At 34.2% G+C, this 20,404-nt stretch carries 22 protein-coding genes and 4 pseudogenes; 11 read left to right on the top strand and 15 right to left on the bottom strand.

Going from position 1 to position 20,404, the window contains the following annotated elements:
- Window positions 1-78 precede the first annotated feature (78 nt).
- Window positions 79-660, bottom strand: a pseudogene (locus ACFX4E_RS26905) (reverse transcriptase N-terminal domain-containing protein); the annotation flags it as partial.
- 855 nt (window positions 661-1,515) lie between these two features.
- Entirely contained in the window at window positions 1,516-2,058 is a 543-nt protein-coding gene (locus tag ACFX4E_RS26900) for a recombinase family protein (RefSeq protein WP_377259633.1), read from the bottom strand.
- A 231-nt stretch (window positions 2,059-2,289) separates the two neighbouring features.
- Between ACFX4E_RS26900 and ACFX4E_RS26895 the strand changes: the two genes are divergently transcribed.
- From ACFX4E_RS26895 to ACFX4E_RS26880, 4 genes and pseudogenes are all read left to right on the top strand, one after another.
- Window positions 2,290-2,499 carry a helix-turn-helix domain-containing protein gene (locus ACFX4E_RS26895; protein WP_377259636.1) on the top strand — a complete coding sequence of 70 codons (210 nt, stop codon included), beginning with the start codon at window positions 2,290-2,292 and terminating at the stop codon, window positions 2,497-2,499.
- 238 nt (window positions 2,500-2,737) lie between these two features.
- A complete protein-coding gene (locus tag ACFX4E_RS26890; RefSeq protein WP_377259639.1) occupies window positions 2,738-4,204 on the top strand; it encodes a SulP family inorganic anion transporter in 1,467 nt (488 codons plus the stop codon).
- Between the two features lie 14 nt (window positions 4,205-4,218).
- Entirely contained in the window at window positions 4,219-4,626 is a 408-nt protein-coding gene (locus ACFX4E_RS26885; RefSeq protein WP_377259642.1) for a universal stress protein, read from the top strand.
- Window positions 4,627-4,782: 156 nt separating this feature from the next.
- A pseudogene (locus ACFX4E_RS26880) lies at window positions 4,783-5,124 on the top strand (TSUP family transporter); the annotation flags it as partial.
- 105 nt (window positions 5,125-5,229) lie between these two features.
- On the opposite strand, the gene ACFX4E_RS26875 reads toward ACFX4E_RS26880, so the two are convergent.
- Window positions 5,230-5,667 (bottom strand): ferritin-like domain-containing protein, encoded by a 438-nt coding sequence (locus ACFX4E_RS26875; RefSeq protein WP_377259645.1) that lies wholly within the window; start codon window positions 5,665-5,667, stop codon window positions 5,230-5,232.
- A gap of 595 nt (window positions 5,668-6,262) precedes the next feature.
- On the bottom strand, window positions 6,263-6,514 hold the full coding sequence (locus ACFX4E_RS26870; RefSeq protein ID WP_377259648.1) for a hypothetical protein: 252 nt from the start codon (window positions 6,512-6,514) through the stop codon (window positions 6,263-6,265).
- A gap of 582 nt (window positions 6,515-7,096) precedes the next feature.
- Here ACFX4E_RS26870 and ACFX4E_RS26865 point away from each other — a divergent pair.
- Both ACFX4E_RS26865 and ACFX4E_RS26860 read left to right on the top strand, forming a co-directional pair.
- On the top strand, window positions 7,097-7,696 hold the full coding sequence (locus tag ACFX4E_RS26865; RefSeq protein WP_377259651.1) for a recombinase family protein: 600 nt from the start codon (window positions 7,097-7,099) through the stop codon (window positions 7,694-7,696).
- 493 nt (window positions 7,697-8,189) lie between these two features.
- A complete protein-coding gene (locus tag ACFX4E_RS26860; RefSeq protein WP_377259655.1) occupies window positions 8,190-8,363 on the top strand; it encodes a hypothetical protein in 174 nt (57 codons plus the stop codon).
- A gap of 230 nt (window positions 8,364-8,593) precedes the next feature.
- Here ACFX4E_RS26860 and ACFX4E_RS26855 read toward each other — a convergent pair.
- A pseudogene (locus ACFX4E_RS26855) lies at window positions 8,594-8,776 on the bottom strand (branched-chain amino acid transporter permease); the annotation flags it as partial.
- Window positions 8,777-8,848: 72 nt separating this feature from the next.
- Window positions 8,849-9,124, bottom strand: a complete 276-nt coding sequence (locus tag ACFX4E_RS26850; protein WP_377259659.1) for a MerR family transcriptional regulator — start codon at window positions 9,122-9,124, stop codon at window positions 8,849-8,851.
- 470 nt (window positions 9,125-9,594) lie between these two features.
- On the opposite strand from ACFX4E_RS26850, the pseudogene ACFX4E_RS26845 reads away from it, so the two are divergent.
- A pseudogene (locus ACFX4E_RS26845) lies at window positions 9,595-9,711 on the top strand (cold-shock protein); the annotation flags it as partial.
- Between the two features lie 247 nt (window positions 9,712-9,958).
- On the opposite strand, the gene ACFX4E_RS26840 reads toward ACFX4E_RS26845, so the two are convergent.
- Both ACFX4E_RS26840 and ACFX4E_RS26835 read right to left on the bottom strand, forming a co-directional pair.
- A complete protein-coding gene (locus ACFX4E_RS26840) occupies window positions 9,959-10,159 on the bottom strand; it encodes a cold-inducible protein YdjO-related protein (RefSeq protein WP_034651224.1) in 201 nt (66 codons plus the stop codon).
- A 275-nt stretch (window positions 10,160-10,434) separates the two neighbouring features.
- Entirely contained in the window at window positions 10,435-10,956 is a 522-nt protein-coding gene (locus ACFX4E_RS26835; RefSeq protein WP_377259662.1) for an RNA polymerase sigma factor, read from the bottom strand.
- A gap of 350 nt (window positions 10,957-11,306) precedes the next feature.
- Between ACFX4E_RS26835 and ACFX4E_RS26830 the strand changes: the two genes are divergently transcribed.
- The gene (locus ACFX4E_RS26830; protein WP_057240527.1) at window positions 11,307-11,519 is read left to right on the top strand and encodes a hypothetical protein; all 213 of its coding nucleotides are present in this window, start codon (window positions 11,307-11,309) and stop codon (window positions 11,517-11,519) included.
- A 105-nt stretch (window positions 11,520-11,624) separates the two neighbouring features.
- Window positions 11,625-11,909, top strand: coding sequence for an AbrB/MazE/SpoVT family DNA-binding domain-containing protein (locus ACFX4E_RS26825; protein ID WP_377259666.1), 285 nt, complete (start codon window positions 11,625-11,627; stop codon window positions 11,907-11,909).
- Window positions 11,910-11,932: 23 nt separating this feature from the next.
- Here ACFX4E_RS26825 and ACFX4E_RS26820 read toward each other — a convergent pair whose 3' ends face one another.
- From ACFX4E_RS26820 to ACFX4E_RS26795, 6 genes are all read right to left on the bottom strand, one after another.
- On the bottom strand, window positions 11,933-12,577 hold the full coding sequence (locus ACFX4E_RS26820; protein WP_377259669.1) for a hypothetical protein: 645 nt from the start codon (window positions 12,575-12,577) through the stop codon (window positions 11,933-11,935).
- A 485-nt stretch (window positions 12,578-13,062) separates the two neighbouring features.
- The gene (locus ACFX4E_RS26815) at window positions 13,063-13,965 is read right to left on the bottom strand and encodes an Rpn family recombination-promoting nuclease/putative transposase (RefSeq protein ID WP_047751996.1); all 903 of its coding nucleotides are present in this window, start codon (window positions 13,963-13,965) and stop codon (window positions 13,063-13,065) included.
- 325 nt (window positions 13,966-14,290) lie between these two features.
- Entirely contained in the window at window positions 14,291-14,665 is a 375-nt protein-coding gene (locus ACFX4E_RS26810) for a hypothetical protein (RefSeq protein ID WP_025751496.1), read from the bottom strand.
- 17 nt (window positions 14,666-14,682) lie between these two features.
- A complete protein-coding gene (locus ACFX4E_RS26805) occupies window positions 14,683-15,864 on the bottom strand; it encodes an Alp7A family actin-like protein (protein WP_377259672.1) in 1,182 nt (393 codons plus the stop codon).
- 386 nt (window positions 15,865-16,250) lie between these two features.
- Window positions 16,251-17,183, bottom strand: coding sequence for an alpha/beta hydrolase (locus ACFX4E_RS26800; protein WP_377239070.1), 933 nt, complete (start codon window positions 17,181-17,183; stop codon window positions 16,251-16,253).
- A 362-nt stretch (window positions 17,184-17,545) separates the two neighbouring features.
- Window positions 17,546-17,761 carry a hypothetical protein gene (locus tag ACFX4E_RS26795; protein ID WP_377259675.1) on the bottom strand — a complete coding sequence of 72 codons (216 nt, stop codon included), beginning with the start codon at window positions 17,759-17,761 and terminating at the stop codon, window positions 17,546-17,548.
- A 193-nt stretch (window positions 17,762-17,954) separates the two neighbouring features.
- Here ACFX4E_RS26795 and ACFX4E_RS26790 point away from each other — a divergent pair, with 193 nt between their 5' ends.
- Both ACFX4E_RS26790 and ACFX4E_RS26785 read left to right on the top strand, forming a co-directional pair.
- Complete coding sequence (locus tag ACFX4E_RS26790; RefSeq protein ID WP_377239067.1) at window positions 17,955-18,506, top strand: YhcN/YlaJ family sporulation lipoprotein; 552 nt, start codon at window positions 17,955-17,957, stop codon at window positions 18,504-18,506.
- Between the two features lie 225 nt (window positions 18,507-18,731).
- Entirely contained in the window at window positions 18,732-19,277 is a 546-nt protein-coding gene (locus tag ACFX4E_RS26785; RefSeq protein ID WP_377239066.1) for an undecaprenyl-diphosphatase, read from the top strand.
- Window positions 19,278-19,501: 224 nt separating this feature from the next.
- On the opposite strand, the gene ACFX4E_RS26780 is transcribed toward ACFX4E_RS26785, so the two are convergent.
- Entirely contained in the window at window positions 19,502-20,218 is a 717-nt protein-coding gene (locus tag ACFX4E_RS26780) for an alpha/beta fold hydrolase (protein ID WP_377259678.1), read from the bottom strand.
- Window positions 20,219-20,404 lie beyond the last annotated feature (186 nt).

Below are 20,404 nucleotides of genomic sequence, written 5' to 3'. Positions count from 1 at the left end.
CTCTATCAGAATTGCAGTTTATTACTAAATCATCCCAATCAATATTTCTATTGAAATTTCAGATTAACGTCACGCACCGAAACATCCTAGGAAATCTCCTTCAAATACCCACTTTTTCTTACTATTTGTGTTCAGCTTGTTAAAGAGGTTACTTATAGCATCGTGTGTACTTCGTTTAGGACGAAAACCGTAGGAAGTGGCTTCGAATCTAACTTCCCATTGAGGTTCCAGTGCGTTCTTTACTACGTTTTGATACACTCGATCTCGTATCGTCGGAATACCGAGAGGTCTTAGCTTCCCATTTTTCTTAGCGATAAACGTTCGTTTCGCTGGCTTTGGGCGATGTTGAAAGACATTATATCCTAACAGTTGTTGATATAGTGTGATACGTTCATTTGGTTTGAAGACCGTATAGCCGTCTACACCAGGTGTTCGCTTTCCGGTATTTTGTTGTGTTACTCTGCGAATAGAAAGCAGTAGATTTGCTTTACTCCGAAGGAGTAAACGTTGAAGTTTCCTTACTTTTCTTTGTTGATTTTGTTGTTCGGCACGATAAATTCTTTGTCGTAACTTCGCTACATATTTTTGTATAATACTCCAATCAATAGAGTACCAATCTTTATGCGAGACGTGCGCCGACGCTCGTAGAGAGGTATTCATAACAGCACGCTCCTTTTCGTTAGAAGATAGCCACAACTTTATTTTCGTGTTGAAGACCCATGAGAAGTGGGCGCTCTTTCGAGCCTGTCATTGTCCATAAAGACGACAATATCCGTCCAGTTATACAGTGTTCCTGCTTTCCTGTTCCCTTTCAAGTTAACGGCTTTAGCTTTTTCTCATATCCCATACCCTCTGTCACATCGTTTGACTTTGCAGTCATTCTACTGCTGATGCAGATGACATAGGGCTTACCAAGTTCCACATTCTACAGATACGATAGGGGTAGGTAGGTTCTTTACTCCGGGTAAGATGCGGGACGCATCAGAGTAGCATTATAATTCTACTGTTCCTCTTACCAAGACCCAAGCCAATCTATGCATTATCTTGAGCTAAGAGTAACGAAGCTTACAAACCTTCACTTTCGTTTACCATGCCTATCTTCTCCTAGCAGTATTCTGGACCATGCATTTGTCCTCTGTTTCCGCATTTCCTCATGCAACCGACAAACTCGTTACCAAGAATGCCGTTTTGGATGGAGATCATCTTCGCGTCTAGATAAGTAGCGTTAGCTACACTGTAAGAAAGCGACTTCTTGTCGCACCATAAACACTCTTTCCGGAAGACACGACAAAAAAGAACCCTTGGTAGGTAAGGGTTCCAGTCAAGCTACGATTTCTGCTTTATGCAGCTTTTTATACATCGTTGATATACTAACGTTTAGGAGCACAACCAAAGAGATTTTGATGTATAAAAAGTACACCTTTTATACATATGCTAGTCCCTATAGGAATAGTCTTTATGTCTGCTATTCCTATGTACAACAAAACCCCATGAATTTACATGAGGTTTTATGTTTCAGTTATCTAAGTAACGATATAGAGTAGTCTTACTTATACCTGTAGCTTCTGTTATTTGAGCAATTGTATATTTCTTACTCCAATACATCTCAAGTGCGCGATGAACATTATAGTCAGGTTTTTTAGGACGACCGCCACTTTTTCCTTTCAATTTTGCTTCTTCAAGACCAGCTTTCGTACGTTCACTGATGACATCATGTTGAAATTGACCAATACGTTTAATGGTATTGAAAAATGTCTTTCCTTCTAACGTTGAAGTATCAACATCATCCAGAATAGATACAAAATGAATATGGTTTTCCGAAAGATATTCAATTAATTCAATAAGGTGTCGAGTAGAGTCCGCGATACAATAAAATTTATAGACAACTACTGTATCTCCCTCATGGAGAGACGTTAACATCTCATCAAATTGCACTCTCTTTTTTAAGGAATTTGTTTTCTCTTGATAAATTTTTTCGCAATTATAGGGTTGCAAAGCCTGTAATTGTTTGTCCAAATTTTCATCTTCGCTATATGGACGGGTATAACCAATAATCACTAAACCATCTCCTGCATGGATTGTTTATTTACATTTTACTATTGTAACAAATTCCTCGCCATCATAACATTTCTTTTAGATATAGATACATTAAGAGTTCCAAAAAAGTTCGTTTTCGGAACAAAAAATGATAGACATTTTATTTTATGTCTGCTAGAGTTTTATTTGTTAACAACGTCTCGGCTTCTATGAGAGTTAGAAGCCATTAATAAAAAGGAAAGAGGTGATGGCATGGATAAAGAGACCATTAAATTAATTAGAAAAAGCTATAATTTAAACCAACGAAACTTCGCTAAAATGGTTAATTGTAGCTTTTCATTAATTGCATTAGTGGAAGTTGGTAAGAGAAGGATTACGGAGGATTTGGAAAATAAAATTACAGAAGCATTCCGATTAAATGAACAAAAGATAAATGAAATGAATTCTTTATTTTATCAATAAGGGTTCAGTGTAAAAGAAAGACGTGATGTGTTTTTTTAGGATGAAAGAGAATACTAAAAATAAACCACATAATAGTTCTTACTGATTTTTTTTATGAATTAAAAGTACCATAAACGTACTATTTTAGTTCTATAAGTTCCATGTCTTAATTGCTTTACACGTGCAATGATAAAGAGAAAATTAAATAAACGTGTATGAAAAGTTCATTAGTATAAATAGAAAGGTGTTTTTGGTTATCATGTTAAATAAATTAAAAATGGAATGGTTCGGTAACGTGAAAGGGGATATCCTTTCAGGTATTGTAGTAGCTCTTGCACTCATTCCAGAAGCAATTGCCTTTTCCATTATTGCAGGTGTTGATCCTATGGTTGGATTGTATGCATCATTTTGTATCGCAGTAGTGATGGCATTTGTCGGTGGACGTCCTGCCATGATTTCAGCTGCAACAGGAGCCATGGCATTATTAATGGTTACGTTGGTTAAAGATCACGGGATTCAGTATTTATTTGCTACCACCATTTTAACAGGTGTTATTCAACTAATCTTTGGTATCTTTAAGATTGCCCGTTTTATGAAATTTATCCCACGCTCCGTGATGGTAGGATTCGTGAATGCATTAGCAATTTTAATTTTTATGGCACAAGTTCCGCACTTCGTAGGAATTTCCACGATGACATACGTGTTTGTAGCCTTAACACTGGTCATTATTTATGGTTTACCACGTATTACCAAGGCTGTTCCTTCCGCATTAGTAGCCATTATTGTTATGACTGTTGCAGCAATTGTAGGAGGATTTAATTTACGAACGGTAGGAGACTTAGGGGAAATCACAAGATCTTTACCGATGTTTTCACTTCCTAATGTTCCATTAAATATGGAGACACTATCCATTATCTTTCCTACTGCATTAGGGTTATCAATTGTGGGATTAACAGAATCTCTGTTAACAGCAACGATTGTAGATGATATGACAGATACACCAAGTAATAAAAACAAAGAAAGCAGAGGGCAAGGGATTGCGAATATCGTTGCTGGTTTCTTTGGCGGAATGGCCGGTTGTGCAATGATTGGGCAAACCGTTATTAACGTAAAATCAGGCGGAAGAGGTCGTTTATCAACATTCGTAGCTGGTGTATTTTTAATGTTTCTCATCTTAGTACTTGGAGACTGGGTTGTGAAAATCCCAATGGCTGCTTTAGCAGCTGTCATGATTATGGTATCCATTGGTACATTCGATTGGTCTTCACTTCGTACCTTAACAAAGGTACCTTTAACAGATACAGTGGTTATGCTTGTTACAGTTATTACTGTTGTAGCCACACACGATTTATCAAAAGGGGTAATCGCAGGTGTTATTTTAAGTGCCATTTTCTTTGTAGCTAAAATTTCAAAATTAGAAGTTTCATCAAAAGAGTCCGAACATCGAACAGTCTACAATGTAAAAGGTCAGTTATTCTTTGCATCTGTACAAGACTTTGTAAATTCCTTTGCATTTAAAGGAAAGCAAGATCTTATTCTCATCGATTTTTCAGAAGCTCATATTTGGGATGATTCAGCTGTAGCAGCAATCGATAAAGTCGTATTGAAATTAAAAGAACAAACATCTGCTGAAGTGAAGTTAACTGGTTTAAATGATGTAAGTGATGAGCTCGTTCAAAAACTGGCCACTTATAATAAACCAAACGCAAAACCATCAAATCATTGATAGGGGGACAATGTATGTATAAAAAGATCTTATTAGCTGTAGATGGATCAGAACACTCTAAAAGAGCTGCAAAACATGCTATAAATGTAGCTTCGTTCGTACCAGGAGCGAAAGTAGAAATTATTTCTGTCATTGACCTTTCAAAAGTTAAAACAGAGGTATTACATGGAGAGCTGAAGCAAAAAAGACAGCAGGCTTTAGAAGAGGTAAAGAGCACGTTCGAAAAGGAAAACGTAAGCTATGAGCTTAAAATAGAACGTGGTGATCCGGGACCAACCATTGTATCGTATGCCAACAAACATGAATTTGATCTTGTAGTAATTGGAAGCCGTGGGTTAAACTCTCTGCAGGAAATGGTATTGGGTAGTGTCAGCCATAAAGTAGCTAAAAGAGTACATTGTCCTGTCATGATTATTAAATAAACAATAAGTTTGTATAAGAGCCGGTTTTTCTTACTATAAGAGAAGTTGGCTTTTTTTTTACTATATAAATGGGGATGAGGAAATTGACAAAGAAAAAAAAAGCGTCATTTTATTATGGGTGGGTTATTATGTTCCATTATCTCTGGAATGATTTGTATAGAGGGTATACAAGTATTTTTCACGACAATTGGCGGTGTTTGGGCTTATCGTAAGAGTGGTTTCTTACAGAAAAGTTCAATCATTTATATGGGAATCAGCATATTTATCAGCAGCTTGATCGGAAGTTATCTGTATCACTTGATGCCTGAAAAAGGCATGAATTTTATATATGGAATTTTAGCACTTATTGCGGTTGTCTTAATGCCCATTCCCAAAAAAGGGTTAGATGATATAGAAGGCGAGAAAGTGACGTTTAATAAATGGTTAGCTTCTTTCTTAGCTTTTGTAATCGGTGTAGTTGCAGGAGGATTAGGAGCTGGAGGATGCTCCCTGTGTGTCCATTTCCAATAGTAATATATAAGGATATAGAAGGAGGGAATTATTCTCTTATATAAGTAAATAATAAAGAGATCAACTCACTGTTGATCTCTTTATGTACATAATTTAAAGGTCGGTGTAAAAATATAAAAACCATACGGCATGATTTTGTTCGTCTGCGGCAGCCCGCCGAAACGCTTCTTTAGTATATAGGTCTTGTGCTTTATCTGAAATATCCAAATAGAAGTCTACCGTTTCTTGTTCATCTTCAATAGCAACTTGCAGCCCTTCTTTATAAGTGTTTGGACACTTCTCTGAAACGCTGGCTTCAAACTGTTTACCTGTTAGATTTGCATAAATTGTAGAGAATGTTTGATAATGCTTAATTTCGTCTTTTCTTATCTCCAGAATACGTTCACGCTCTTTTTTTGTGGGTGCAATCTTAGCTAGTTGCTCGTAGCAGATAATAGCGTTATACTCCCCATTAATAGCTTTTTCAATATCATTAATTAAAACGGGATCTACTCTCATATAACTATAGATTGGAAATTGAGGATATATCATGTCTACCTCCTTATTCAAATCAAAATCTAATATAGTGTATGTGATAAAATCATAAGAATAGAACCTTTTTAGCAAGTGATAAATTTACTAGGTAAGTACAAAGTGTTGAAAGCAATTGTCATAAATAAACGTATAACTCTACATACCTATAAAAATAAAGTAGTAAAAGGTTATAAATTCATCAAACCTTAACATAAATGGTAGAAAACAAAAGGGATTTTAACCTTTCTTTAGGACATTAATTCATATCTATACCCATTCAATTTTCTATTATTTGTGGTAAAAACAAGATATTAAACTACAGTTAGAGTAGAAATTGAAAGATTCCAATCATGATGTGAGAATTTTCGGATAATGTGAGGGAGTTGAGGAATTAATGGCTATTTCAGGTTTAATGATCAGCAAGCCTGGTGGGATGATAACCTCTGAGGCAATGGACTTGCCAATACTAATTGATTATTCGTTGCTAGGAAAAGAAAGAGTTTAATTTAAGGGTATAAATGTATACAAAAGAGATAGTTTATAGCAACTTAAATTTTAATGCTTGAAACTCCTCAAGTTATAAACGCTTACTTTATACAACGAAAATAGAGTATTACCCTAATCTTATAAGCTCTCCAATTGCTATTACAACAACTACAAACCCTATAGCAAGGTAAATAAATGGTTCTCTACTTTTCCATTTTAAATACGTAACATAACCATTAAGCATGAGCGAAAGCCCTAATAAAACAAGAGCTAGATATTTTACAAAATATGAACCAACCAGGTAGGAGGCAAGAGCTAAAATAACGCCTATTATCCCTAAAGCGATATAGGCTAACTTCCCCATCTTATTTGAATTCATTTTTTTCTCCTCTTTTTGGCGGCTATAAACTATCTCTTATTACAAGCATATGTTTCTTCAACATGAATTTAGCTCTCATTTCAAAAAATATTCTGTAGAGCTTAGTTTGAATACTAATGAGATACAACGATAAAGTATCAACAATATGTTTTTTAAAAGTTTGGGACGATAAACATAAAAAGACTTGCTTTAGGTGAAAAGAAAGTTAAAAGAAAGAGAATCACGTTGGCAACCCTATTATAGCCCAGAAGGTGTAACAAAAATTAAAATATAGTTAAATACGAACTTAAAGTAAATTAACTCATAAAAAGGATTAATTTACTTTTTTATTTTTTGATGGTGTTAAAAAATTCATTAATTTAAAGAGAACCTTGACTTTTTTCTTTTTACATTTTGAAACATAATCAAATTAATCGTCCGTAATAGTATACCTTTACGAACTTTTGTTTTTTATAAGAAATCTATCATTTTTATCGTTCGTTTAAGTTTGAGAGCGAATTACGAACGTATTCTGAAACGCACACACTTTTACGAACGTTTTTGGTAGAATTAGAGAAAGAGAAAAACAAAAGGAGTATAAAAATGGAAAATAGAAGATTTGGATACATACGTGTGAGCAGCCGAGATCAAAATGAAAGTCGTCAACTTCAATCAATACAAGAAGTTGTTATTTCTCCCCGTGATATTTTTATTGATAAACAAAGTGGAAAAAACTTCAATCGTGAACAATATCAATTATTAAAACGAATGATTCGTAAAGGCGATATTCTTTACATACATTCCCTAGATCGTTTTGGTCGCAATAAAGAAGAAATCTTACAAGAGTGGAATGCGATCACAAAAGAGATTGAGGCGGACATTGTGGTCTTGGATATGCCGTTGTTAGATACAACTCAGTATAAGGACAGTTTAGGAACCTTCATTGCGGATTTAGTTCTTCAAATTTTATCTTGGATGGCTCAAGAAGAACGAGAACGTATTCGCAAGCGCCAGCGAGAGGGAATTGATGCAGCCTTAAACAGTGGTATATCTTTTGGAAGACCTAAATCTCAAGTTAGTCAGGAGTTTATTGTAGCTTATAATCTATGGAAGCAAAAAGAAATTACAGCTGTACAAGCTATGAAAGAAGCGAATGTAAAAAAGACAACGTTTTATAAATTAGTAAAGCAATTTATAAATTAGTAAAGCAACACGAAAATACGCTGAATATGAATACTATATAACTAAGAAGAAACTTGGCAAAAATGATTTTATAGGTGCTAATGAGAAAATCTTATAGAATAATTAAGCTCTATACTGCCTCTAAAAAGTATGTAAAGAGCTTGCTCAATCTTGATGGATGCTCTTTACATATTTTTTATACTCTATATAGTACTCTAACGTATCTATATACTCATTTCTCCTGTTAGCGTAATGGGCACCAATTTTATTTATAAAACTCCACCTACCAGCATGCCTCCACTAAGAGCTAAAAGATGATAGATATAGTCCCTCCAATACATACAAACTTCACCTCTATATTTTCAGTGAGCTTAATACTATCTATCCTACTACTTTTCCAGTGAAATAATTGTAGTAATTTGGATAACAAATAATAGTTAGTCATTTTTCCCTAAGGGTATATATATATTATATTGTATTGTTATAAACTGCTTATGAGAAAAGAGGACTGTTTATGCTAGATAAATATGAAGTACTCTTATTTACGAGGGAACTTTCAAATTTAACTAAAGACTATCCTACTTGTACAGATTCGTTAACGAAAGAAAGCATATATCAGCAAATTGAACTGTTACGTGAGGTTCTTAGCTTACACTATCATAGTGAATTCAAATCACCTTTACAGTGATTTTTTATTTAATAATAGGAATCTGCCATATATCGCTCTTTACATGATTAGCCTAAGAGACCCTCTAATTCATTAGAGGGTCTCTTAGGCTAATCATGAGTTGTATCCATAAGATGTATTATTGTTCTTTAAGATGAAGAAAATAAGCTTCTAAAGCTTCCAATGAAGGCGATTCTTTGTAATCGAACTAAGAAGAGAATTTTTCATCAAACTTTGTAGAAATAAATTTATTAAAAAACCACTTGTACCAAAATCATGTAGATAATCGTTCCTCCTGCTATAGAGAGGAGCATCTCTCTTTTCCAAGAATGAAGCAGTACAACCATCGCCACTCCAATAAGCTCTGGGATACCGTGGCTTCCAGATAGTACACTCACATCTTTAAAGCAATAAATGATTAATAATTTAACGATCTTTATTTTGGACAATCTAATCTTTTCAACAGCTAGTTCAGTAGTTTGAGTAGACAGATAATGAACTTTTATTTACCTAGTATTGATTCTGTTCGTTGTTTTTCTCTTCTTACCAAGATCCTCTCGAATTTCTCGAGTAAGAACACCCTCCTCTATTTTTTCCGCAATATCCATCAGCTCTTCAATATCAGAAAAAGAATACCTACGGATAAGTGAGGAATTCCTTGCAGGAAAAATAAGGTTTTGAGCTTTATAATAACGAATTTGCCTTTCAGAAAGCCCAGTCATTTCAGTTACAGTTTTCATAGTCATTACTTTTTTCTCTCGATATGAACAATCCTTCTTCAACTAGTCTCTCTCCTCTGTACTATTTGGCTAAGTTTTCGATGAGTCAATTCTTATAGGTGTAGAATTCAGTTGATATATCTAAATTTTCAAATAATTATATTTTACAGTAGCAGTATATGATGAAAACATCTACAACTTGGTCATAATGCCTGACATACTAAATGCAATTATTACTGAATCCTGCTCCCCTTTTTAAAATATGAGAAGTCTTACTCTTTAATCTCTGGCTGATCCTCAGTTCCATTCCACCCATCCTCTGAAACACTTTTAGCTTCTCGTCCTTTTTGTGTTAAATATTTGTGACTAGGACAGCCATCAGTATATAAAAACCGAGTACATCTTACATCACCACCTACTCCTCACCTAATGCAGTAATGGGTCTTTGTTATCAATATTCCTTGAAATTGGACTACATAATAAAAAACCTTTTCCCTCTAGAAAAAGGTTTTTTATGTGAGTATTAGATAACAAATTTCAGTGCTATTCAAGGTGAAGGTTTCAAATCATTAGAAGAAGGTCAAAAAGTTACTTTTGATATTGAGCAAGGTCAACGCGGAGCACAAGCTGCTAACGTTCACAAAGCATAATTAAAAGTAATCACAAAAAAGACTCCTGTAAAGGAGTCTTTTTTTATGGTTTTATAATTAGGGCATCGGGATTTATCTACTATTGGTTAAATAGAAACCCCAGGCTTTAAAAAAGCCTGGGGTTTAGTCAAGACGATCGATACAAGGTTAACTAGTTATAATATACAATAGAAATAGAAAGCAAATATGAACCAAGACTTTTTTATGTATAGGTAGTGTTTAATCTTTCTAAAAGCATAGATTTATATTATCTTCTATGGGGGTTACGGGGGATTTTATCAATAAGGCGTTTTTTAGCCTCCATCTGACTTTTACACAAAGGACATTTCTGATGACTATCGTAAGAAAAGTCTTTCCTCATCCAGCCTTTACACTCTTCTACTGTACATTCCCAAATTTCTGTTTCTTCTTGAACCGGAGGTTCTTGATTTCTTTTACTATAATACATATTAATCACTACTCCTCTCTTTATAAGTATGCCTTATAAAGGGAGCATAAATACTTTATATCTTTTATTTCGTTCATAGATGACATATCGGACAAGGAAGGTCATTATTTACTTCCTAAGGTGTTGAAGTCCAACGAATTGAGGGTATATTAGCTCTTCTTATAGGAGCTTTTGTGATTAAAGTGTGTTCTTTCTGTGTAGGTGGATGTAAGGCTTCTGTAGTTGCAGTAATTTCGTGTGTATAAGCGTTGTATATACCATCACTAATTTCTTCTTTATTTATGCATCTTGCGCATTAATCTTTTCGCCTGATGGATTCTAGATTTAACTGTGGATAGAGGAATATGTAATCGAGTCGCTATTTCATTGTATGATAAATCATCAAAATAAAAATACATAATTATTTTACTATATTTAAGAGGTAAAGAGTGTACCCATTGATATATCTCTTCTTTATCCCGTACACCTAGCTCATCTTCTTCATAGTAGCTCATAGAGTCTCGTTGTACATGTGCTAGTATCTCTATCTTATCCATACACGTTACATTTCGATTGTAGTATCTTCTAAGAAAATCAAGACTTTGGTTAACAGTCACACGATATAACCAAGCATACGTAGACTGTTCACTATTTGCTCCTCTTTCCATCAATCGAACGTAATACTTTATCCATACTTGCTGAACGATATCTTCTGCTGCGTAAATATCTTTTACATAGGATAAGGCAATTTTAATAAGTTGCCCCTCATATTTTAGTATTACATTATTCAGTAATTCTTCATGTTCAAAATCTTTCATTGTCAATCATCCAACCTTATTAGAGTAACCATTAGTTGTGCATTATCTATTTAAGCTGTCAGCTAAATAAAGCTATGGTATATATTGTGTGAATTTTACATATTCGTAGTAATAAAAACCTATTACTGTTATAGTTTAAAAATGGTAATTAGTCTTCTTATCAGCTTATGTATAAAAGCTACCACGTCAGATATAACGCATATGTAACTAGATCTGTATGTCTATGGATAATTGGCATAAAAATGCTGTTTTTTTCCGTAATAGGTATCTATCTAGACATTTTCTTTTACAATTCACACTATTAACCCTTATTATGGAATTAAACTCAAAATAAGGTGGGAGATGCTTGTATGAGAGCTAAGATTGAGAAAGCGAACCATGTAGTGATGTTTGAAACAGCTGGTGAGTTTTATGCACACGAAGTGACTCAAGGTCCTAAAGTGGGTTTCTTTGCTTGCCCCTCTTGTGGAGTGAAAGTTTATCATAAACAAGATCATTTCTTTTCACGTGAACATGCGCGTACGTGTACTTACGTACAAGAGCAATCTAAGAAAAAGTTCTAATCCTTGTCTCCAAAAGCTTAGTTTATAAGAATTATATTGGTTAATTTATACATTTATAGTATAATATCGAAGTTACACTTGTGAACATATAAAAGGGGAGTTAGGATGAAGGGACTAAGTACATTAAGAAAGATAGATGCCTTGGGACGTATAGTGCTTCCAATTGAACTAAGAAAAGGAATGGATATAGCTAAAGCCGATTCAGTAGAAATCTTATTGGAAGATGATCATATAGAAATAAAAAAATACGAAGAATATAACAAATGTGTGATTACAGGCGAGATAACGCCTCAAAACCGTAGATATGCAAATAACATGGTTTTAAGTCCGTTAGGCGCAAAAATTTTATTTAACGAAATAAAAGATAAGCAAAAAACCTTTGAATCGTAAATTCAAAGGTTTTTTAGGTCGAACTATTTTTTATGCTGTATACTTTCTAACCAGTTTTGGACAGAAGACCCTAAGCTAGTTGCTCCTACCTTTAATTCATCCATAATATAAGAAATTAAATTGTGTAAACTGTACTCTTCCCTATAAGGGTTATTTTTATTAATGAATTTTAACACCTCTTTTAACTCCTTTATTCTGCCCTGATCCAATTCTTCTTCTAAATGCCGAGTCATGTAGTCATCAACAAAATCAGAATTCCGTATGCTCGCCTCAATTAAAAAAGATGCTGCTAATGCGGGAGAGCAATCTAAAGCATAGGCTAAGCGTTTCAGAATATCATACGTTTCTCCATGTCCATCTTTTAAGCGCGTAGAGACACGCTCTTTCTCAATATTCTTGTATAGATGTCTAATTGGCTCTTTGGACATATCTCCCATATACACAGTGCTGCCAAAGCTAAATCCTCTTCTAAAATAATTTGATAGGTAATCCATTACTTTTGAAGAAGCAAGGCCTGATATACAAATTGATTCAACTACATTTTTTACAGGTGTATTTGTAATGTAAGACAATCGATAAACACATTCTTTAAGATCGATTGGAAGAGATGGTTTTACATCTCGTTTTTTGTCACTTCGAATTTTTCTTTTCTTCTCTTCTATTCTCACATAATCACTCCTAAAATCTAAAATTATCTCTAGGACAATGACTTTTTGTACATACCTAAAACATGTATATGGCAGGGGAGGGAGGAGCATGTATATTTTTTTAAGATAGTGGAAAAAACTTATAATACTAGAACATGAGAGGAGTCTTTTGGATGAAAATGACGAAAGAAGAAGCACAAGAAATTGCAAAAAAAATAAAAGAAAACTCTAATAAGTACGGATTACCTGTGAAAAAAAAGAAAAATGCTAGTGCAACTTAAAAGGGGATATATAAGAAAAGGTCTTTAATTTAATAAAAAATATAAGACTTATATTTTCCTGGTATAGTACGTAATAACATTTAGTACGCTGTATAATAAAGATAAAATAAATATAAGCTAACTCAATTACAATAAACTTCAAATTAGATGTACTGATAATGAGGGAGTTAAAAAAGGGACTGCCTAACAAATTAATTTGTTAGGCAGTCCCTTTTTTAATTATGATTATTGGTGACGTAATTTATCAATTTCTTCTGGTGTAAGGTTTGTAAATTCAGCGATTGTTTGGGTATCTAAACCCTTTTGAATCATACTTAAGGCCACCTTTATGATCCCTTTCTTTTCGCCTATTTCTTCACCTATTTGTTTTCCTTTTTCTTCTCCAAGTTTCTCAGCTCGTTTTAAAGCTGACTTTTCATCTAATAATGCTTTTCTTCGTGCTTCATATGCTAGTAGCACTTCCGGATCTTGGCTAACACGTTCCCACTCGTCCATTGCTTTCTTTAATACTTGATCTTCTTGCATCGCAATCTCCTCCAATACCTGAGTGATTTCTTCATCTTCGGATGCTTCAAGTAATAATAACCATCGCACAAGTTGATCTTCCCGTGGATCTACCTCTCTGTTACGCCATTTTATTAATAACTTAGGTAGCTCCATAAAATGAATTTCCAGCATATCCGTTAAGAGTAATTTCTGCTCTCGCTCATATAACTGAAAAGTGGAGTGATAATCATGAATATGAGATAAATAACGGAAGTTCACAATGTTAATGGTAATCGTTTTACAAAGCTCTCCGTAGTCCATTCCTTCTTTCATTTGACTACTGTACATTTTAGACCAGTAATAGAGTGTTCGTTTTTCCATGTCATGTTTGTTATTAAGCTGAATTTCAATATTAACTCGGCTTCCATCCTCTAACTGTGCGTGCACATCTAAAATAGAGCGTTTATCTTCTTGGTTTTCTTTATTAAAATGCGGATCTAATAACTGCACCGTCTGAATTTTTTTATCATCTGGAAAACGGAGTGCTGCGTTCAAAAAAGCAGCTAAAATAGATTCATTTCCATGTGTGCCAAATAGTGATTTAAATGCAAAGTCGACACGCAAATCTAATCGTTTTGTCATAATACCCTCCATCATTTCCATGTTTGTTATTAGTATACCATGACTATACCGATTCCTTCTATCTAACACTCTAGAAGCAAATTGAGTATCAATACGGTATTTGTCACACCACTTATTAATGTTCTTGATACAAAGAAGTATGAAGGGGTGCTTAAAACAAATAGAAGTACTGGGTCTGATTTCTATTACCAATAAATAAACTCCTTATTCACATCATTCTTTTAGTCTGAGCACGTTCTCTGTAAATATGAAAATGGAAACACCTTAAAAATCAATAAACCACCGAAAGCAAAAAAGCCACTAGGATACCTAGTGGCTTAGTGTTTTAAAAATCACTATATTCTTCGAGATCATCGTCGTCTAAAGAACCAGATACTTGCTCTAAATCTGCAATCTTACCTTCTTTTAAGGTTTGGCTTTCTGAAGGCTTGTCTTCTAACTCCTCTTGCTTACCTACAAAACCATTAGCTTTAGCTAATTGCTTTAATTCCTGCAGTTCTGAATTGATATGTTCGAGAAGCTCTTCTGTTCTATGTGCTGATTCTACTTGGTTGGTAGATGCACGATGAAGGTCGCGAACAATTAAAGATGAAATATAGTCCCCTAATTTTCGAGACTTTGCATATTTTGCGAGTATGTCATAGACTTCATCACTTAACTGATTGGTTTTAATCGTAAAGGCGTTCTGACGCTCTGTCATGGTTATCACCTACGCTGTTAGGATTTAACGGCTTTCTTCTCAGCTTGTTTCTTTTGAAGGTAACCGATGCTTCGAATTTCTAAGCCGAATAAGTTCAAGTGACGGCTATCTTCTGGTACTTTATGATATTTCTCTGTACGTTCTTCGCCGATCTTTTCACTCATACTTGTCATGATGGCTACTTCTAGTGTCGGAGCAACACCGCCACTATATACGTATTTACGAATTTTATTTGCTGGTGGTGGGGCCACATCATTTAACTTCGCTAGTAAAATCTCTACATATTCTTTTAGAGAAGATGTAATTTGAGCTGTTAAATCAATAGATTCACCCGTATTTTCATTCTTTAACTCAAATTTTTGTTTGCTGTAGTTATCTAAAATAAATTGATCAAATGCACGTAAATCGGTAAACAACTCTGGGAATTTCTCTTTGCGTAACTTATCAATGTGTGCTAGGTATGGAATACCTTCAATACTTTGGAATGATTCGCGACTGTTTGCAGCTTTTAATCCTTCAGGTAAAATCACAACATCAATGGATCCTCCACCAATATCGACCATCACGGTTTCACATTCTACATATTCATTAGCATCTTCACGGTCTTGAAGCGTTAAGTCTTTCTTTAATGCAAAGCGTGCAATTTCACCTTCTTTTAAGCATGCACTTTCTTCTACAGAAACTTTTATTTCTTTTTCGAAACCTGGCGTATGAATACGGAAAGCATGGTCACCTAAGAAGCGAGTTGCCATTGCTTTTTGCGCTTCACCAAATGTGCTTTCTTTTTTTAGCAACCAGATTGGTAACATCGTAGAGAAATAGTCAATCTCGATGCTATTATCCTTTTGATCTTTCGCATGCAATGCATGGTAATATGCAATAGCAGCTAAAAATGTTACATAAGGAATATGGCTTGTAATTTTGTTATGTAAACGATTGATGTGGTTGTTAGCAAGTTGTTGGCTTGCTGCAATATCACCCACTAAGAAATAACGTTCTTTCTCTTCGTCACCAATGGTCGTAGATAGTAAGATACGCTTCTTAAATTCTTCTGGTGCTGTCACAGCATCAGTAAAGAATGAATCAGCAGCGTCTTTTTGGAGTTCTACTACGTTGGTTGGAAAGTCAAATAGGTATCCATCAATAATATTCATATCGACTGAGTTACCACAATCCTTGTTAAAACGTGAAATTTTCATCTCTATACACCTCATTTTTAAGTTGAACTTCTGTTGAACTAATTATACAAGAAGAAGAGTGGAATTTCAATCATTTAGTTCAACTTAGTTATCTTCAAAAACTTACATATATCAACAATTATTTTTATTTAGTTGAACTTATTTTGGTATTGGAAAAACAGTCACATTTTAGAGGAATGGATGATTAGGGTTTCTCTTTTAATCATAAAATTTAATCTGAATACTTTAAATACTAAGACACACACTGTCTGTAAAGGTATACTTTTACGGACAAGATATTTAAATCTATTACAAGATGTTAGAGTAATTATTATAGATAACAAAATAAAAACCCTAAATTTCCAAAAATACACATATATTACACCGATTGTTCTCGGAATCATCGTTTACACATCATTTGTTAAGTAGCGATGGATAGAAGAAAACACTTTATCTCTTATCAGCTCTTCTTCATTTAATAAATGATGTTTTCCGTTTTCTATAAGTTCAACCTCTATATTTGGAAACTTCTTTAGTAAGAAACCAACATTATATCTCCAATCCACTGTTGTGTCCTTTTTTCCTTGGAGGATGAGAACAGGGACAGAACTGGGATACCCCTTCTTAATCAATTCATTCCATCTTATCAATGCTTCTACCCAACTGAGAGGGACCTGATCATTCTGCAACGGATCATTCTTCACAAAACGCAAAAACTTTGCATCTGATGAATTGTTTCGAAGTATCCTTCTCAAATTCCTGGTGAACGTTTTTAAGGGCTTTATCAAAATGGTGATTGCATTCCAGCGATAAGGCCGAACGAGGGGCGAGACAAGCACTGCTTTTCGAATCTGAGACGTTTCAGGGTTATTCAATATATAATCAACTGCAGCAGCAGCGCCCGTACTATGAGCCACGATATAGACAGGCAGAGAGCTTGAAGACAGGTGTCTACGCACGACTTCTCGAATACTTTCTGTATAGAGAGAAAACTCCGAAATGGCTCCCCGTTCTCCTGTTGACAATCCATGTCCCGGTAAATCAAATGTCAACACATGAAACCCTTGTTGAATCAAGAAACGAATGACAGTACTTAGTACTCCAGCATGATCATAATAACCGTGAAGAAGAAGAATATGAGCTTTTACCGGTAAGGGACGAAAAGATTGGATAAACAGCCGTTCATGGATAAACGATTCAAACCCGTAACGATACATTATGTTCTCTGTTGGGAGATTGTAAAACTCACTGTAACGTTTGATGTTTTCATTCATGGGGCGTGAATTGTATGTAAAGCGAAAATGCTGATCATTTTGAATATTTTTAATAAATTGTTTCATATTCGACCTCTGTGTCTCCGTAATTTATTTATATCATTTAATAATGAAAATGAAGAACCAAAAGAAAAATTTATGGTGCAAAGATTGGATTGGTTTAAAAAAGATATATGGATTTTCACTGAAATCTAGTCTTATGCAGCTAGTTAATAGATGAGCTTCGCTTGATTAACAATATATCGATTAATAATAGGTTGTACTCATATGTTGTAAATAGAAGATGGTCATATCACTTCTATGTAATTAAGTCTTCGGTGTTTATTTTTTGATCATTAAAAGCTTTATGCAGTAAAAACTGCATAAAGCTTTTAATGATCAACGGTAACTCAATTGCTATACAAAACATACTATTGTAAATGCAGTTTTTATTGCTTGGATAAACCGTTTTTCATCTGGTTTCTACTGGTCATTGTTTGCATAGCTGGTGCCCCTGTTTTATTTCCATTTCCTCTTATTATCCAAATCACTAAAGTCCCAATTCCTATGCTTAAAAGTGCCAATAGCATGCCTCTGTTATTATTTTTCTTCCCAAATAGGCCACTAACATTAAATAAAGAAGTTAGCTGCTGTACATTATTCATTATGCAAATCCCTCTTTGATAAGTGTTTGAAAGAAAGCTCTCTTTCAACACTTTTATTTTTTGCCAATGCTACGTATATATACTGGGAAAATGATGCTTTCCTCACATATGTTTTCAAATTATTTCCTGTGATTATTTAAAAAACAATGTAAACCTTAATACATATATGATTATTAGAAGGAGTGAAAAAGGAATGAAGACAAAAAAATATGTACTGGGACTCTTATCAGCTATTTTATCAGTAGGTTTTCTTTTTGGTTGTAATGATAAAAAAGATGAAGCTGAGCCTGATCCAACTGAAGAACCGTCTGAACAAAAAGCTCAAAATAATCGTGATAACAATGATCTACGAGACGTGGGATTTCAACCCGACGGTGTTCAAAATAATAATGTAGATAATAATGATCAGACACGATTAGAGGTAGCTGATCAAGCTGCGGATCGTATTGCTAAGTTAAATGAAGTAGGCACTGCGAATGTGATTGTTACAAACCGAAATGCATACGTGGCTGTTGTTTTAAAGAATGAAGCAAACGGAGAAGTAACCGACCCTTTAAAAAAGAAAATTTCAGATCAAGTAAAAGCTACAGATCGAGATATTCGAAATGTGTATGTGTCATCCGATCCTGATTTCGTAAATCGTATGGAGGGGTACGGAAACCGAATTAATGAAGATGCGACAAGAAATGGTCTATTTGAAGACTTTACTGAAACCGTTCGAAGAGTCTTTCCTAACAATCGTTAAATAAAAATAATGAGATATAACAAAGCAATTTTTTATGTTTTAAAAAGAGAGGCCTCCTTATAGATTAAGGAGGTTTCATCTATGCTTCTGTCTCTATTATAAGAGATGACTTAATAGTAGTTATTTTTTGGTTCCTTTTGGCTATCATAGGAACATTGATCAGGTAATGGGTTCTACATTAGGAGAGAAAAGTATGCCTATCTAAAAATGAAGGAGAAAATCAGAATGGATTATAAAATATTCAGGATAATCAATCAGCTTGCTGGTCGCTATTCTGTATTAGATATGCTGATGATATTGATTTCAAATAAGGTACGTTATCTATTCGCTTTTGTATTAATGTTGATGTGGTTTCGAGGCTATTCACAAAGAAAAGTGACTGTATATGCCGTCATATCTGCGACCTTTACGTTGTTGACCAACGTGTTAATTCAATGTTTTTATTTTAAACCTCGTCCATTTATGAAGCGCCGTGTCGGCATACTTATTCCTTCAAAGATGAACTCCGCATTTTTGAGTAAACATACGCTGCTTGCAACTGCTGTATCCACTTCTATTTTACTACATGAACGTGTCATTGGGGCAGTTATGTGGGGGGTGTCCTTATTAACAGGATTCTCAAGGATTTGGGTAGGGCATCATTATCCCTCTGATATTATCCGAAGCCTCTTTGTTGGTAGTTTGACAAGTATTATCGTTGAGAAAGTTTTTGGTTCTCTAAAAATAATGAACCGAAAAACCCAAAAGTCTTATGCTCCATTACGTAAATGAAGCATTTTCAATAGCTAATGATGGTAGTCTCGATTCTGTACTTGCTTTAACGATTAGTTAAAGCAGTTGCTATAGGCTTCTACTAATAACGATAAGATAAAGCGCTTAAGGAAAAATTCCCTAAGCGTCTCATTTTCATTTGTAAAATATGTATTTAGGCTGATGAGCTAAACAATCTTATCGATCTCCTGTAGTTTATCATCGAGTTTTATACAAATCAGATTTTAAGAATATTCATTGCTTAAGTCTTTTTTTGTTTTATAACTGGATTTATTTAAGACAAATCCTGTAATTAGCTCATTAAATTGAACCCACTTTTTTGTAGGCAGTTGATGACCCTGTTGTGGTAAAACGAAGAATTCAGCATGCTTACATTTATTTTTATACTCTTTCATATAGTAGGTAGTCCAATCCTTTTTCCCACCATATATAAACAACAAAGGCATAGTTAAATGATGAAGTTTGTCTAAACAGTTATAGTGTAATGAATGATTATAATACTGATACCATGATTCTTGATCTGCTTTTTTCATATAACTAACTAGGCTCTTTCTTAGTGTCTTGTCCCGAGTATGACTTATAGAAAGACTTTTTATTAATATATTTAGGTGTTCTTTCACCATATACATTCCTATTTTATGTAATAGTTGTCCAGGTATATCTCTTACTATAGGGTAAGTTCCTGAGAAAACTAATAATTCGATTCTATCGGGATGATAAATAGCCAGCTCTTGAGCAATTAGACAGCCAGCAGAATAACCACATATAATAGCCTTGTCTAAATGCAACGCATCCATAAAACGCAATACTTCGTTTGCATAGAAGGAAATTGATACAGTTTGTTCAGCTCTAGGACTTCGTCCATGACCACTTAAATCTGGAAAGATGACTCTCATATGCTTGGACAAATCGTATTGGTAATGGAAGACTTTATTTCTCACTCCAAAATCAATTAATAATTACTTTTTAGTTAAGATTAATCTAGTTTATGAAAACCAAGATCTTCTTTCATCTTACATTTAACTCAATATAATTAACTATTTGTTCTGTATTGTTTAAAATCAAAGAGCTTTTTTATTATTTGTTATGAGGTTATTATAGTGAGGCTATACAGACTAAAAAGGGGG

This window comes from Priestia sp. YIM B13491 (assembly GCF_042787605.1).
GTDB classification, from domain to species: Bacteria; Bacillota; Bacilli; order Bacillales; family Bacillaceae_H; genus Priestia; species Priestia megaterium_E.
Note: the sequence above shows the minus strand (reverse complement) of the source record. Positions and strands in the feature narration are given on the sequence as shown.

Excerpts from the sequence above, each read along its gene's own strand:
- ACFX4E_RS26895 (WP_377259636.1), top strand. The coding sequence starts at position 2,290 with ATGGATAAAGAGACCATTAAATTAATTAGAAAAAGCTATAATTTAAAC.
- ACFX4E_RS26890 (WP_377259639.1), top strand. The coding sequence starts at position 2,738 with ATGTTAAATAAATTAAAAATGGAATGGTTCGGTAACGTGAAAGGGGAT.
- ACFX4E_RS26885 (WP_377259642.1), top strand. The coding sequence starts at position 4,219 with ATGTATAAAAAGATCTTATTAGCTGTAGATGGATCAGAACACTCTAAA.
- ACFX4E_RS26875 (WP_377259645.1), bottom strand. The coding sequence starts at position 5,667 with ATGATATATCCTCAATTTCCAATCTATAGTTATATGAGAGTAGATCCC.
- ACFX4E_RS26870 (WP_377259648.1), bottom strand. The coding sequence starts at position 6,514 with ATGAATTCAAATAAGATGGGGAAGTTAGCCTATATCGCTTTAGGGATA.
- ACFX4E_RS26865 (WP_377259651.1), top strand. The coding sequence starts at position 7,097 with ATGGAAAATAGAAGATTTGGATACATACGTGTGAGCAGCCGAGATCAA.
- ACFX4E_RS26860 (WP_377259655.1), top strand. The coding sequence starts at position 8,190 with ATGCTAGATAAATATGAAGTACTCTTATTTACGAGGGAACTTTCAAAT.
- ACFX4E_RS26840 (WP_034651224.1), bottom strand. The coding sequence starts at position 10,159 with ATGTATTATAGTAAAAGAAATCAAGAACCTCCGGTTCAAGAAGAAACA.
- ACFX4E_RS26835 (WP_377259662.1), bottom strand. The coding sequence starts at position 10,956 with ATGAAAGATTTTGAACATGAAGAATTACTGAATAATGTAATACTAAAA.
- ACFX4E_RS26830 (WP_057240527.1), top strand. The coding sequence starts at position 11,307 with ATGAGAGCTAAGATTGAGAAAGCGAACCATGTAGTGATGTTTGAAACA.
- ACFX4E_RS26825 (WP_377259666.1), top strand. The coding sequence starts at position 11,625 with ATGAAGGGACTAAGTACATTAAGAAAGATAGATGCCTTGGGACGTATA.
- ACFX4E_RS26815 (WP_047751996.1), bottom strand. The coding sequence starts at position 13,965 with ATGACAAAACGATTAGATTTGCGTGTCGACTTTGCATTTAAATCACTA.
- ACFX4E_RS26810 (WP_025751496.1), bottom strand. The coding sequence starts at position 14,665 with ATGACAGAGCGTCAGAACGCCTTTACGATTAAAACCAATCAGTTAAGT.
- ACFX4E_RS26805 (WP_377259672.1), bottom strand. The coding sequence starts at position 15,864 with ATGAAAATTTCACGTTTTAACAAGGATTGTGGTAACTCAGTCGATATG.
- ACFX4E_RS26800 (WP_377239070.1), bottom strand. The coding sequence starts at position 17,183 with ATGAAACAATTTATTAAAAATATTCAAAATGATCAGCATTTTCGCTTT.
- ACFX4E_RS26795 (WP_377259675.1), bottom strand. The coding sequence starts at position 17,761 with ATGAATAATGTACAGCAGCTAACTTCTTTATTTAATGTTAGTGGCCTA.
- ACFX4E_RS26790 (WP_377239067.1), top strand. The coding sequence starts at position 17,955 with ATGAAGACAAAAAAATATGTACTGGGACTCTTATCAGCTATTTTATCA.
- ACFX4E_RS26785 (WP_377239066.1), top strand. The coding sequence starts at position 18,732 with ATGGATTATAAAATATTCAGGATAATCAATCAGCTTGCTGGTCGCTAT.